11 protein-coding genes are annotated in these 14637 nt (G+C 61.7%); all 11 read right to left on the bottom strand.

The features are described from left to right. Window positions 1-82: 82 nt before the first annotated feature. Window positions 83-2854: a hybrid sensor histidine kinase/response regulator gene (locus tag PF1751_RS02910; RefSeq protein ID WP_010213499.1), complete on the bottom strand. Its 2772-nt coding sequence runs from the start codon at window positions 2852-2854 to the stop codon at window positions 83-85. A gap of 100 nt (window positions 2855-2954) precedes the next feature. Continuing rightward, on the bottom strand, window positions 2955-4247 hold the full coding sequence (purD, locus tag PF1751_RS02915; RefSeq protein ID WP_010213497.1) for a phosphoribosylamine--glycine ligase: 1293 nt from the start codon (window positions 4245-4247) through the stop codon (window positions 2955-2957). A gap of 174 nt (window positions 4248-4421) precedes the next feature. Beyond that, window positions 4422-6029 (bottom strand): bifunctional phosphoribosylaminoimidazolecarboxamide formyltransferase/IMP cyclohydrolase, encoded by a 1608-nt coding sequence (gene purH, locus PF1751_RS02920; RefSeq protein ID WP_044286573.1) that lies wholly within the window; start codon window positions 6027-6029, stop codon window positions 4422-4424. Between the two features lie 82 nt (window positions 6030-6111). Next, entirely contained in the window at window positions 6112-6432 is a 321-nt protein-coding gene (fis, locus tag PF1751_RS02925) for a DNA-binding transcriptional regulator Fis (RefSeq protein ID WP_002555375.1), read from the bottom strand. Further along, window positions 6429-7442 carry a tRNA dihydrouridine synthase DusB gene (gene dusB / locus PF1751_RS02930; RefSeq protein ID WP_010213494.1) on the bottom strand — a complete coding sequence of 338 codons (1014 nt, stop codon included), beginning with the start codon at window positions 7440-7442 and terminating at the stop codon, window positions 6429-6431. Before dusB ends, fis begins: the two co-directional genes overlap by 4 nt. A 185-nt stretch (window positions 7443-7627) precedes the next feature. Further along, complete coding sequence (locus PF1751_RS02935; protein ID WP_044286574.1) at window positions 7628-8842, bottom strand: DUF3426 domain-containing protein; 1215 nt, start codon at window positions 8840-8842, stop codon at window positions 7628-7630. A gap of 30 nt (window positions 8843-8872) precedes the next feature. After that, window positions 8873-9751, bottom strand: a complete 879-nt coding sequence (gene prmA, locus PF1751_RS02940) for a 50S ribosomal protein L11 methyltransferase (RefSeq protein WP_010213491.1) — start codon at window positions 9749-9751, stop codon at window positions 8873-8875. A 279-nt stretch (window positions 9752-10030) separates the two neighbouring features. After that, window positions 10031-11392, bottom strand: a complete 1362-nt coding sequence (gene accC, locus PF1751_RS02945) for an acetyl-CoA carboxylase biotin carboxylase subunit (RefSeq protein WP_010213490.1) — start codon at window positions 11390-11392, stop codon at window positions 10031-10033. A gap of 17 nt (window positions 11393-11409) precedes the next feature. Beyond that, the gene (accB, locus tag PF1751_RS02950) at window positions 11410-11874 is read right to left on the bottom strand and encodes an acetyl-CoA carboxylase biotin carboxyl carrier protein (RefSeq protein WP_010213489.1); all 465 of its coding nucleotides are present in this window, start codon (window positions 11872-11874) and stop codon (window positions 11410-11412) included. Window positions 11875-11898: 24 nt separating this feature from the next. Continuing rightward, window positions 11899-12354: a type II 3-dehydroquinate dehydratase gene (gene aroQ / locus PF1751_RS02955; protein ID WP_044286575.1), complete on the bottom strand. Its 456-nt coding sequence runs from the start codon at window positions 12352-12354 to the stop codon at window positions 11899-11901. 314 nt (window positions 12355-12668) lie between these two features. Continuing rightward, the gene (locus tag PF1751_RS30000) at window positions 12669-14630 is read right to left on the bottom strand and encodes a methyl-accepting chemotaxis protein (protein WP_044286576.1); all 1962 of its coding nucleotides are present in this window, start codon (window positions 14628-14630) and stop codon (window positions 12669-12671) included. Between the last annotated feature and the right edge of the window lie 7 nt (window positions 14631-14637).

Consider the following 14637-nt stretch of genomic DNA (forward strand, 5'->3'; position numbering starts at 1 on the left):
GCGATGGATCAGTTAAGGATGCATTGACTGACACACCGTATTCGCGAGCAAGCCCGCTCCCACATGGGGTCTGCATTACACGTCAGGAGGGGGCGTGCTCTGGTCGCTGTTGCCGCTGCGCCACCCAGAACTCCACCAGCTCACGCAACTGTGACAACTCAACGGGCTTGGCCATGTGCCCGTCCATCCCGGCCTGGCGTGCGCGCTCCTTGTGCTCGGACAGAATGTGCGCCGTCAGCGCCACCACCGGCGTACGAACGCGCTGGTGGCTGACTTCCCACGCGCGCAATTGCTGGGTGGCCGAGAAACCATCGAGGATCGGCATTTCGCAATCCATCAACACCAGGTCATAGCGCTGGGCCTTCATCGCCTCCAGGGCTTCTTCACCATTGCTGGCGGTGTCCGGGTTGAGGTTGAGCTTGCCGAGCATGCCACGGATCACCTTGGTGGAGATGCTGTTGTCTTCGGCCACCAGGATGCGGAAATCCGTTGGCACGGTGATCGCCGCCGGCGTGTTGAGGACGGGGCGTGGTGGGACGTTACCCTTGCTGCGCTGGGTCAGTTCGTCGGCCAGGGTGGTCTTGAGCGTATAGCCGGCCACGGGCTTGGCGAGGATGCGCTTGATCCCGCAATTGCGCGCGATGATCTTGCTCGGCGCATTACTGATGCCGGTGAGCATGATCAGCAGGATGTCGTGGTTCAGGCTTGGGTCTTCCTTGATTTTCGCCGCCAGTTGCATGCCGGTCATGCCGGGCATGTTCTGGTCCAGCAGCACCACGTCGAAGTAATCGCGCAGGTGCGCCTTGGTGCGCAGCAACGCCAGGGCTTCCTTTCCCGAAGGCACGGCGCTGACGTTGAGGCCCCAGGCCGAGCATTGCTGCACCAATACTTTGCGACAGGTGTCGTTGTCGTCCACCACCAGCACCCGTGCGCCCTTGAGTGGGCCGTCGAGGTCGGAGGTGGGGTGTTCCAGGCGTTCCGGGTCCAGCGGCAAGGTCAGCCACAAGGTGCTGCCCTGGTGGCTGCCGCTCTTGATGCCGAATTCGCCGTTCATCAATAGGATCAATTGGCGGGCGATGACCAGGCCCAGGTGGCCGTTCAGTCGGGTGGCGGAGAAGAAGTTCTTGCTGTGCAGTTCGCTGTGCAGCAGAGCGTCACGCTCGGCGGCTTCCATCGGCAAACCGCTGTCCTGCACGGCGATGCGCAGGCGCGGCTTGGTGCTGCGGTCGTCCAGCGCGACGACGATCAGCACTTCACCTTCGTCGGTCTTTTGCAGGGCGTTTTCCAGCAGGCTCAACATGGCCTGGCGCAGGCGCGTCGGGTCGCCACTGATCACGCGAGGCACCTGGGGCTGGATAAAACTGATCAGCTCGACGTTCTGTTGTTCAGCCTTGGCGCGGAAGATACTCAGGCAGTCTTCGATCAGTGCATTGAGGTCGAACTGCACGTCATCCAATTCGATCTGGCCGGATTCCAGCTTGGAGATATCGAGGATTTCGTTGATCAGCGTGAGCAGTTCATTGCCGGCGCTGTGGATGGTCTGCACGTAGTCACGCTGTTTCACCGAGAGGGGCGTGCCCAGCAGCAGCTCGGTCATACCCAGCACGCCGTTCATGGGGGTGCGGATTTCGTGGCTGATCTTGGCCAGGAACTCGGCCTTGGCGGCAATCTCGGCATTGCTTGCCGCCAGGTCGCGGCTGAGGCTGAAGCGCGCTTCGACAATTGCGCGCTGGCGTTCGCCCAGCGCCAGGCTCATCAACAGACCACTGAGGCAGATAAACGCCAGCAGCGTGACGATCAGGCCCTGGGGCGAGACCATCGTCAGGCCCAGCAGCGCCGGCAGGATGATCAACGTACCGATGTTGAACACCACCATCGCCGCCACGAACAGGCGCGCCGGACGGTAGCCTTTCTGCCAGTGATAAGCCGAGACGAACAGCATGCTCAAGCCGGCCAGAGCCACCAGGGCATAGGTGATGATGTTCAGCGGCAGGGTGTTGACGAACAACAGCAGCAGGCCGCACAGCACGATGAACAGGATATCCGCCATCAACAGCTTGTTCAGCGGATGTGGGCCCAAAGGCATGAAGAACCGATAGGCAAACATCAATCCGCACGGCGCCGTCAGCAGCAGCGCCAGGTAGGCGCCCGGCGTCTGGATCGCGTGCCAGTTCGGCAGCCACGGGCCGATCAGGTTCAGCAGCAGCGCGAGGCTGAGCATCAGCAGGATTTCGCAGGCGGCCAACCACAGGCTGCTGCGCGAGCGGTGGTAGGCGAAACGGGTGAGGTTGTGCAGGATCAGCATCAGCAGACAGCCGAACAGCAGGCCGTAGATCAGCGTCTGGGTCTGGTCGGCGGCGGCGAGCACGGCCGGTTCCAGGGTGATGTAGGGACGCAGTTCATGTTCCGAGACCAGGCGCAGGTAGACCTCTAAAGGCTTCTGGCTCTGGGGCATGGGCAGCATGAAGTCGCTGCTGGGCAACGGACGCTCGGCCTGGGGCTGGCGTGTGCCGGTGCTCTGTTGTTCCACCAGGGTGTCGCCGTCCAGTACATAGAGGCTCAGGTGGGACAGGTCCGGGGCAAAGACCCGCAGCACTTGTTCGTGCTTGCCGGGTTGCAGTTTGAAACGCACCCACAACGCACCGTCCGGTTCCGCGGCGGTAATGCGGTCCAGTTCGGTGGGGCTGAATTGATTGGTGTAGCGCGAGGAACGGATGTCGCTCAGTTGCAGGTCGGCCTGTTCATCAAGCAATACTGCCCAGCCACTGCCTTGCGCGGCGGCCTGGGCCGGGAACAAGCAGAGCAGTGTCAGCAGGCTGACAGTGAAACCTATGGCGATCCTGAGCCAGCGCACGGCGAAATCCCTTCGTAGGTTGATGCACAGTTAACTATGCGCGGGTAGACCTGCATACGGCAAGGGCCAGAGGCCCTTGCCTAGCCGAACGGATAGCTGCTTACTGGCTCTCGCCACGCTCCCGCGCAATGGCGCGATAGCCAATGTCCTTGCGATAGAAGCAGCCTTTCCAGTCGATCTTCGCAGCCAACTGATAAGCCTGTTGCTGCGCGGCGTCGACACTGGCGCCCATGGCGGTGGCGCACAACACACGGCCACCGGCGGTCACGACCTGGCCATCCTTGAGCGCAGTGCCTGCATGGAAGACTTTGCCTTCCAGCGTAGCAGCCGCGTCGAGACCTTCAATCACGTCACCCTTGGCGTAATCGGCAGGGTAGCCACCGGCCGCCAGCACAATGCCAACGCTCGGACGCGGATCCCACTGTGCTTCTACCTTGTCCAGGGCCTGGGCCAGGGCGGCTTCCACCAGCAGCACCAGGCTCGATTGCAGGCGCAGCATCACCGGTTGGGTTTCAGGGTCACCGAAGCGGCAGTTGAACTCGATGACTTTCGGGTTGCCGGCTTTGTCGATCATCAGGCCGGCGTACAGGAAACCGGTGTACACGTTGCCTTCGTCGGCCATGCCACGCACGGTTGGCCAGATCACCAGGTCCATGACGCGCTGATGCACATCGGCGGTGACCACCGGGGCAGGGGAGTAGGCACCCATGCCACCGGTGTTCGGGCCGGTGTCGCCGTCGCCGACGCGTTTGTGGTCCTGGCTGGTGGCCATCGGCAAGACGTTCTTGCCGTCGACCATCACGATAAAGCTGGCTTCTTCGCCGTCGAGGAATTCCTCGATCACCACGCGCGAACCGGCGTCACCGAATGCGTTGCCGGCAAGCATGTCGCGCACGGCGTCTTCGGCTTCCTGCAGGGTCATGGCGACGATCACGCCTTTGCCGGCGGCCAGGCCATCGGCCTTGATCACGATCGGCGCACCTTTTTCACGCAGGTAAGCCAGGGCCGGCTCGATCTCGGTGAAATTCTGATAGTCGGCGGTCGGGATCTTGTGGCGTGCCAGGAAATCCTTGGTAAACGCCTTGGAGCCTTCCAGCTGCGCAGCGCCCGCGGTTGGGCCGAAGCAGTCCAGGCCACGGCTGCGGAACAGGTCTACCACGCCGGCAACCAATGGCACTTCCGGACCGACGATGGTCAGGGATACATTCTTTTCAGCAAAATCGGCCAGTTGCTCAAGGGCCAGCACGTCGATAGCAACGTTCTCGCATTTGGCTTCAATGGCGGTACCGGCGTTGCCGGGTGCAACGAACACTTTCTGGACACGCGGGTCTTGGGCAACTTTCCAGGCCAGGGCGTGTTCACGGCCACCGCTGCCAATGATCAAAACATTCATTTCAAAAACCTCGGATGACGCTGAATCAGGGAGAGCACTGTGGACGGTGCTTTTCTGTGGGGGCTGGGCTTGCCGGCGATGCAGGCACCTCGGTCGTCCAGTCAGACCCGGGTGATGCTATCGCAGGCAAGCCAGCTCCCACATGGAGCCGGTGCCCACAGGCGATCTAATCAATCAGTGGCGGAAGTGGCGCATGCCGGTGAAGACCATGGCGATGCCGGCTTCATCAGCGGCAGCGATGACTTCAGCATCACGCATCGAACCACCCGGTTGGATCACGGCGGTGACGCCGGCTTTTGCGGCGTTGTCCAGGCCGTCACGGAACGGGAAGAATGCGTCGGAAGCCATTACCGAACCCGCCACTTGCAAACCCGCGTGTTCGGCCTTGATCGCGGCGATACGCGCCGAGTTCACGCGGCTCATCTGGCCGGCGCCGACGCCGATGGTCTGGCGATTCTTGGCGTAGACGATGGCGTTGGACTTAACGTACTTGGCGACTTTCCAGGCGAAGATCAGGTCGTTGATCTCTTGCTCGGTCGGGGCGCGCTGGGTCATGACTTTCAGGTCTTGGCTGCCGATCATGCCGATGTCACGGCTCTGTACCAGCAAGCCGCCGTTGACGCGTTTGTAGTCCCAGGCAGCGGCACGCTCAGCCGACCACTCGCCGCAGGCCAGTAGGCGCACGTTGGCTTTGGCCGCCACGATGGCGCGGGCTTCTTCGCTGACGGAAGGGGCGATGATCACCTCAACGAACTGACGCTCGACGATCGCTTTGGCGGTCTCGGCATCCAGTTCACGGTTGAAGGCAATGATGCCGCCAAACGCCGATTCGGTGTCGGTGGCGTAGGCCAGCTCGTAGGCCTGGCGGATACCGCCTTCAGCGTCCGGGCTTACAGCCACGCCGCATGGGTTGGCATGCTTGACGATCACGCAGGCTGGCTTGACGAAGCTCTTCACGCATTCCAGTGCGGCGTCGGTGTCAGCCACGTTGTTGTAGGACAGCTCCTTGCCTTGCAACTGGGTCGCGGTGGCGATGCCCACTTCGGCCGGCTTGGCTTCCACGTAGAACGCCGCACTCTGGTGCGGGTTCTCGCCGTAGCGCATTTCCTGGGCCTTGATGAACTGGCTGTTGAAGGTGCGCGGGAACTGGCTGCGGCCGGAGGTCGACAGGGTTTCAGCGGTTTGGTCAACGGTGCCCATGTAGTTGGCGATCATGCCGTCGTAGGCGGCAGTGTGTTCGAACGCCTTGAGCATCAGGTCGAAACGCTGGGCGTAGGTCAGGCCGCCAGCTTTCAGGCTTTCAAGCACATTGGCGTAGTCGCTGGCGTTGACCACGATGGCCACGTCTTTGTGGTTCTTGGCAGCCGAGCGCACCATGGTCGGGCCGCCGATATCGATGTTTTCGATGGCGGTCGGCAGGTCGCAGCCTGGCTTGTTGATGGTGGCTTCGAACGGGTAGAGGTTAACGGCTACCAGGTCGATCGGCTTGATGCCGTGCTCGGCCATGATCGCGTCGTCGGTGCCGCGACGGCCGAGGATGCCGCCGTGGATTTTCGGGTGCAGGGTCTTGACCCGACCGTCCATCATCTCTGCGAAACCGGTGTAGTCCGCCACTTCCACTGCGGCCACGCCGTTGTCCTGCAGCAGTTTGAAGGTCCCGCCCGTGGAGAGGATTTCCACGCCCAGGGCTTCCAGCTCCCGGGCAAATTCGAGGATCCCGGTCTTGTCGGAGACACTGATCAAGGCGCGGCGGATCGGCAGGCGGGTAGTCTGGTCGGTCATTTCAATTTCCATCAAAAGCAAAGGAGTCAGCAAAAAAGGCGACCGTTTTTTACGCGGGCGCCTTTCTGGTTTGATTGAATGCTTACAACAAATCGTACTGCTTGAGCTTTTTGCGCAAGGTGCCACGGTTGAGGCCCAGCAGCTCACTGGCTTTGGTCTGGTTGCCCTTGACGTAGTTCATCACGCTTTCGAGCAAGGGCGCCTCGACTTCGGAGAGCACCAGGTTGTACACGTCCGTGACGGAAGCGCCCTCAAGGTGGGCGAAATAATTGTGCAGCGCCTTCTCGACACTCCCGCGAAGGGTCTGGCCTTCTTCGCTCGGCGTGTTGAGGTGCTGTTTCAAATTGACGTTGTCGCTCACGGGTGTTGTTCCACTCACTAAAGTCTCGGTCATCATCGTCATGCGGCCACCCCCTCTCCGTCCCCTGTCCCCAGGCTCTTGTAACGCTCGCTGAAGAACTCTCGAACGTTGGCGCACTGTGCTTCCGTATCATCCAAACGATTGAAGTGGGCGCGAAACTCCCTGGCGCCCGGCAGGGTTGCGAGATACCAGCCGACATGCTTGCGAGCGATGCGTACTCCCATCACGTCTCCATAGAAGGCGTGCAGGGCGGCCAGATGCTCTAGCAGAATACGTTCCACCTCGACCAGCTCCGGTGCCGGCAACACTTCACCGGTACGCAGAAAATGCTCGATCTCACGGAAAATCCATGGCCGCCCCTGGGCTGCCCGGCCAATCAACAAACCATCGGCACCGGTGGCGTGCAGTACGCGCCGGGCTTTCTCGGCGGAGTCAATGTCGCCATTGGCAAACACCGGCATCGACACTGCCTGCTTGATCGCAGCGATGGTGTCGTACTCGGCTTCACCGGTGTAAAGGTCGGCGCGGGTGCGGCCATGCACCGCCAGCGCTGTAATGCCTGCCTGTTCAGCGATCTTCGCCACTGTCAGGCCGTTCTTGTTGTCCCGGTCCCAACCGGTACGAATCTTCAGGGTGACCGGCACATCCACTGCGGCAACAACGGCCTGCAGGATCTCGGCAACCAATTGCTCATCTTTCAACAGGGCGGAACCGGCGGCCTTGTTGCAGACCTTCTTGGCCGGGCAGCCCATGTTGATGTCGATGATCTGCGCCCCCAACTCCACGTTGGCGCGGGCCGCATCCGCCAGCATCTGTGCATCTCCACCGGCGATCTGGACCGAGCGGGGCTCGGGATCACCTTCGTGGATCATGCGCATCCGCGATTTGCGGGTGTTCCACAAGCTCATGTCGCTGGTGACCATTTCCGAGACAACTAGGCCCGCGCCCAAACGCTTGCACAGCTGACGAAAGGGTTGGTCGGTGACGCCCGCCATCGGGGCGAGAATCAAGCCATTCTGTAATGTATATGGGCCGATGCGTACCGCCGACATAGGACTTCCCTGTTGTGGGGCCGGATCATTAGAGTTCGAAAAAGGGTTGGCATGATACCCGCTCTCGATGACTGGATAAAGGCTGAATTGGATAAAATCTGAACAGTTATTTCTTTATCGCTACCGGTTTGGTTGCGCAGGGGAAAGTCAATAACCTGCCGTCAAATCTCAACCCATGCACCGATTCACTCGGGCGAGTGAAAGCTCAGGCTGTAATTCACGGCTTTATTGCCCGGGTCGAGGATATCCAGGGAGATATGGATCGGGGTTTGCGATGGCATTTCGCTAACACCGGCCAATTCACCGCTGAGGTATTCGGCGGGTTTGAAGCGACGACTGGCAATCAGGCTGCCATTCAAATCGGCAAAACGCAGCTCCAGCAGCGGGAAGGGCTGGGAGAAGGTCGCGCGGTTATAGATGATCGCGTCCACCACCAAGGCCCCGGCGAAGTCCGGGTGACTGCGCACCACCAGGTTGCTGCTCTTGATGTGGGCGATATCGACCCGTGATGGCACCGTGCAGCCCAGTGTGGGGCACAGTTGCTGGAACCACGGACGATAGGCGTCCTGGCGAGCCAGGTCGTCGAATTGATAAGCGATGTACTGACCCGCCAGGCCGCCGGCAGCCATCAACACCAGCAACAGCCAGACCAGGCGGCGGCCCCAACCCGATGGGCGTTTTTGCGCGTACAGGTGCAGCGGGTCGTCTTCCAGGTCCTGGAGCACATCGTCATGCACACCCGCCTCAGGGCGCGGGCGTTTGCGGCGAGGTTGCAGGCGATCTTCGGGTTCGGCCGCTTTGGTCAGCGGGGTGAACGGCGGGTCGATGTCATCATCGACTGGCGTTGAGCGCAGTGGCGGCTCCTCGTCGAGTTCGTCGGTGTGGAACGACATTGACGGTTCGGTGCGCTGCCTGGTCGCAGGTTCAGGCTCGTCCTCAGTGACGTGGAGGCGCTCTTCAGGCGGCTCGCTGAACAGGCTCGACGCCCATTTTTCCTCTTCGGCCTTGACCGTGTCGCGGCTGGCGCTGAAGGATTCTTCCTTTTGGCGGCGGTCGGTGCCGGGCTGGCGACGATCTGCGCCAGCCGGCAGCGTGTGCTGAATCTCGCGGCGTTCCAGCTTGGCCAGTTCTTCGTCCAGGTCCAGGTTGTCCAGGTCCAGCTCTTCGGCGGTCCACTGCTTCTGGCTGATGGCCCGCGCAGGCTCAGGCGGCAGCGCCAGCGGCGCCTCTGGCTCCGGCGCGGACGCCTTGCCGCGCTGCTCCAGCAATTGACGAGCGGCGTTGAACACTTGCAGGCACGAACCGCAGCGCACCACGCCACGGGCCACGCTCAATTGAGCGTGGTTGACGCGAAAGCGTGCTTGGCAGTGCGGGCACTGGGTGACGAAACTGTCGGTCATGCGGCCATCCGATTCAGGCAAGCGCTCATTCTAGCGCCGACGCCCGCTGATGCGTACCCAGCCATCACGGTTGGCGATCGGATCCAGCTCGAAATCCTTCGCGTAGGCGGCGGCAACGTCTTCGCCTTGCTCGGCCAGGATACCTGACAGCGCCAGGCGGCCGCCCGGCTTGACCAGGCTCGACAGTTGCGGTGCCAGGGACACCAGCGGGCCGGCGAGGATGTTGGCGACCAGTACATCGGCCTGCACCTGGGGCAATTGCTCCGGCAGGTAGAGTGGGAATTTGCCCTCAGGGATGTTGTTGCGCCCGGCGTTATCGCGGGAGGCTTCCAGGGCCTGCACGTCGATATCGGTGCCCACGGCTTCCTTGGCGCCCAGCAACAGGGCGGCAATTGCCAGGATCCCCGAGCCGCAGCCGAAGTCCAGCACGTGGCTGTCGGTCAGGTCCTGGCCGTCCAGCCATTCCAGGCACAGCGCGGTGGTGGGGTGGGTGCCGGTGCCGAATGCCAGCCCTGGGTCGAGCAGCAGGTTGACGGCGTCCGGCTCCGGGGCGGCATGCCAGCTTGGCACGATCCACAGGCGCTGGCCGAAACGCATCGGCTGGAAGTTGTCCATCCAGCTGCGTTCCCAGTCCTGGTCTTCGATGACTTCGCTGTGATGCTCCGGCAACGGCCCACCTGTCAGCAACTCCATATGGGCCAGTACGGCGGCGGCATCGGTGCCGTCTTCGAACAGGGCCAGCAAATGGGTGTGGGACCACAGCGGCGTGGTGTTGAGCTCCGGCTCGAAGATCGGCTGGTCTTCGGCGTCCATGAAGGTGACCGAGACAGCGCCTACTTCGAGGAAAGCGTCTTCATAGGTTTCGGCTTGTTCTGGGCTGATGGCGAGACGGACTTGCAGCCAAGGCATGGCGGGCACCTTTGAAAAAAATGAGTGTGCAGCGGGGTGGGGCTGCGAAAGGGCGCAAGTTTACGCGAGCGGCGGGCAGAAGACGACACCACTGACTGCACAGGGTTCAAATGTGGGAGCGGGCTTGCTCGCGAATGCGGCGTGTGAGTCGACAAACTCATCACTGACCCACCGCATTCGCGAGCAAGCCCGCTCCCACATTTAGAGTGTGTGACCACAAAATCCAGGTGATCCAGAAACAACAAAGCCGCCCGAAGGCGGCTTTGTTGAGCGGAGCACTTACTGGTTGGCCAGTTTGTGTTCCAGGTAGTGAATGTTCACACCACCTTCGCAGAAGCCTTCATCGCGAACCAGATCCCGATGCAGCGGGATGTTGGTCTTGATGCCGTCGACCACGATTTCGTCCAGGGCGTTGCGCATACGGGCCATGGCCTCGTCGCGGGTCGCGCCCCAGGTGATCAGCTTGCCGATCAGCGAGTCGTAGTTGGACGGAACCTTGTAGCCGCTGTACAGGTGCGAATCGACGCGAACGCCGTTGCCGCCCGGAGCATGGAAGTGCTTGACCAGGCCTGGACTCGGGATAAAGGTTTTCGGGTCTTCAGCGTTGATGCGGCACTCCAGGGAGTGGCCGTGCATCTTCACATCGTCCTGGGTGAAGGACAGCGGGTTGCCGGCGGCGATGCTGAGCATCTCCTTGACGATGTCGATACCGGTGACCATCTCCGACACCGGGTGCTCTACCTGCACGCGCGTGTTCATCTCGATGAAGTAGAAACGACCGTTCTCGTACAGGAACTCGAAAGTACCCGCGCCACGGTAGTTGATGTCGATGCACGCCTTGACGCAACGAGCCAGTACTTCCTGGCGCGCTTTTTCGTCCAGGCCCGGTGCTGGCGCTTCTTCCAGGACCTTCTGGTGACGACGTTGCAGCGAGCAATCGCGGTCGCCCAGGTGGATGGCGTGGCCCTGGCCGTCGGACAGTACCTGGACTTCCACGTGACGTGGGTTGGTCAGGTACTTCTCCAGGTAGACCATCGGGTTGCCGAACCAGGCGCCCGCTTCGGAGCGGGTCTGCTTGGCGGCTTCGATCAGGTCTTCTTCCTTGTGCACCACGCGCATGCCGCGACCACCACCGCCACCGGCGGCCTTGATGATCACCGGGTAACCGACTTCGCGACCAATGCGCAAAGCGGTTTCCTCGTCTTCAGGCAGCGGGCCGTCGGAGCCTGGCACGGTTGGCACGCCAGCCGCGATCATGGCGTCCTTGGCCGAAACCTTGTCGCCCATCAGGCGAATGGTTTCGGCTTTCGGGCCGATGAAGGCAAACCCGGATTTTTCCACCTGTTCGGCGAAATCGGCGTTTTCCGCGAGGAAGCCATAGCCAGGGTGGATGCCATCGGCGCCGGTCACTTCCGCGGCCGCGATGATGTTCGAGACTTTCAGGTACGAGTTCGTGGCCAGTGGCGGGCCGATGCAGATGCTTTCGTCCGCCAGTTTCACGTGCATCAATTCGGTATCGGCCGTCGAGTAAACAGCGACGGTCTTGATGCCCTCTTCCTTACAGGCGCGCAGGATACGCAGCGCGATCTCGCCGCGGTTGGCGATCAGGACTTTTTGCAGTTTCTTCGCAGGTTTCAACATCGAAGGCGCTCCGCGGTTCAAACGATGGTGAACAGCGGCTGGTCGTACTCAACCGGCTGACCGTTTTCTACCAGGATGGATTCGATGACGCCGGCTTTTTCAGCGGTGATGTGGTTCATCATTTTCATCGCTTCAACGATGCAGATGGTGTCGCCCACTTTCACGGTTGCGCCGACTTCAACGAAGGCTGGCGAGGTCGGTGCCGGGGTGCGGTAGAACGTACCGACCATTGGCGACTTGACCACGAAGCCGTTCAGCGCAGGAGCAGCCGGGGCGGCAGGTGCCGCGGCAGCAGCAGGTGCGGCGGCCGGCGCAGCAGCGGCTGGAGCCGGTGCTTGCATCTGTGGCGCGTAGAACTGTTGGGCCGGGGTCTTGCTGTGACGGCTGATCCGTACGGACTCTTCGCCTTCCTTGATTTCCAGCTCGTCGATACCGGATTCTTCCAGCAGTTCGATCAGTTTCTTAACTTTACGGATATCCATGAATCATCAACTCCCAAGGGTCGGTCAGGGGCGCTTGGCCGGTTGTTCAAGTTGTTCCAGGGCGGCCTCCAGGGCCAGTCGGTAACCGCTGGCGCCAAGGCCGCAGATCACACCTACCGCAACGTTGGAGAAGTAGGAGTGATGGCGGAAAGCTTCGCGTTTGTGCACGTTCGACAAATGCACTTCGATGAATGGGATGCTCACCGCCAGCAATGCGTCACGTAATGCAACGCTTGTGTGTGTAAAAGCGGCGGGATTGATCAGGATAAAGTCCACGCCTTCGCCACGCGCGGCATGGATGCGATCAATCAATTCGTACTCGGCATTGCTTTGCAGGTAGAGCAGATGGTGGCCGGCTTCACGCGCCCTGCGTTCCAGGTCGAGGTTGATCTGGTCCAGGGTGACTGCCCCGTAGACGCCCGGTTCACGGGTGCCGAGCAGGTTCAGGTTGGGTCCGTGAAGAACCAGTAAGGTCGCCATCGGCTGTTCCTTGTTATTGATGTGGGTACGGCAGAACCCGGCGACTATGCCGCAAAGCCTTTGTGACTGTCCAGTTCTATGCAGTAGGCGGCACGATTAGCGAGGATAGCGCAAAGTATGTGACCAAGTCGTAGGATCTGGTCATTGGTGGCACGTCTTCGAAGCTGATGGAGATTCAATGTGGGAGCTGGCCTGCCTGCGATGGCGGTGTGTCAGTACCGGATGTGTTAACTGGCCCACCGCGATCGCAGGCAGGCCAGCGCCCACAGTTCTGATCTGCGCATGGCTTGTGATTGATGAGGCGGGAAGTCGGGTCACACGCGGAAGGCCTGCACCGCAGTGTTGAGCTGCCCACCGAGCACCAACAGATGCTCGCCCTGGCTACGCCCTTGGCCAATCCGCAGCAGGTTGTCCTCACCCATCTGATGAATCCGCTCACTGTTATCGCGAATCTCACTCACAGCCCCACTCTGTTGCGCCGTCACATCAGCGATGCGCACGGCAGTCTCGGAAATGGTCTGTATCGCGCCGACGATCTCATCCAGCGCGCCGTCTGCTGCCTGGGCTTGCTGGGCAGTGGCTTCGGCGTGTTCGACCTGGGCGCGCATGCCTTGGACCGATTGATGGGCGGCACTTTGCAGGCCGGCGATCAGGCTCTGGATCTCTGCGGTAGCGCCAGCGGTGCGTTGGGCCAGGGAGCGGACTTCGTCGGCCACCACGGCGAAACCACGTCCTGCTTCACCGGCACGGGCCGCCTCGATGGCGGCGTTGAGGGCGAGCAGGTTGGTCTGATCGGCAATCGAACGGATCACCGTCAGCACGCCGCCGATGGTGGCGGATTCTTCGGCGAGTTTTTCGATCATCTGCGCATTCTGCTGCACTTCGCCCACCAGGGCATGCAGCCCGGTCAGGCTCAGGCCGATCACGCGTTGGCCCTGTTCCACCGCCTGACCGGCGCTGCGACTGGCGCCTGCTGCCTGGCTGGCATCGCCCGCGACTTGCTGGATGGTCGCTTCCAGTTCACCCAGCGAATCACGAATCTGCGCGGTATCCCCGGCCTGGCGTTCGGCGCCGTCGTGCAGGCCGCTGCTCAGTTCGGCCAGCGCACGGCTGCTGCCGACAACTTCCTCGGCATTGCCACGAATGGTGCCGACCAAGTCCACCAAGTAAGCCCGCAGACGGTTCAGGGAGGCTTCAATATCGTGCAGTTCGCGATTGGTCTTGCCCAGGGCGATCGGCTGGCTGAAATCGCCCTCTGCCCAGGTCGACAGGGCCGGTGCCAGGTTGGTCAGTACACGTGCCAAGCGGCGTTGCAGGGTGTCGATCAGCAGTGCGATCAGCAGGATCAGGCCGATCATCACGCCTTGCATCAGGCGCACTTCGCCCTGGATCTTGCCATGCTGCGCGCGCACCACAGGTTCCAGTCCGGCGATGGCGTGTTGCACGGTGTCGATTTTCTGGTGGGTCTGGGCGGCCAGGTCGGTGCGCTGCTGGATCTGTTCGCGGGTGCGCTTGAGTTCGGCCGGGTAACGGGTCAGCAGGCTGTTGAGCTCACGCTTGAGGTCGACGCCGGTGTCCTGGGCTTCGGTTTTTCCGGTGTTTTCCAGGCCCATCAGCGCGGAAAAGTCGTCGGCGCTGGATTCGGCGCTGGCTTTCACGCCCAGCAACGGCAGTTGTTCCAGCAGGTCAGCCTGGCTGCGAATGTTGCTGACTTCGCGTTCCACATCGTCGGCCAGTTCCGCGCGCCCGCTGGTGACCAGTTTGTCGCGGGCCAGAGACAGTTTGCCCAGGTGCTGGGACGCTGCCAGCAAAGGCGGTAGATAGCGGGCGGCCTCGGGAGAGTTCACGCTGATGGCGTACTGGCTCAACTGCTCCAGGTTCGCGCCCAATTCGCGCTCGGCCTGCAGCAGCAAGGCTTGCGGGTCGCCTGCCAGTTTGCCGGCTGCCAGCAAGGCGGTCTTGCTGAACGCATCCAGGTCCACCAGGCTGGGGCGCAGGTTTTGGGCGAGGTCCGCCGGCAGCTCATCCAGCTGCTGCAACAAGCTTTCGAGGCTCTGTCTGGCACTGCTCAAGCGTAGGGCGTCGCCACTGGCCAGGTAGTCGTCGATATTGCGCGCAGCCTGGTTCTGAAAGGTCTGCGACAGACCCAGGTAGCGCTCCATCAGCAGATAAGGCCGCTCCAGCGCGCGCTGCGACCACCACAGCGTCGCCCCCAGCGCCAGGCACACGGCCACCAACAGAAGGGTATTGAGATTGGTCAGCAGCTTCAGGCGCATGCGTGGT

It is taken from the genome of Pseudomonas simiae, from assembly GCF_000934565.1.
Taxonomy (GTDB): Bacteria; Pseudomonadota; Gammaproteobacteria; order Pseudomonadales; family Pseudomonadaceae; genus Aquipseudomonas; species Aquipseudomonas simiae.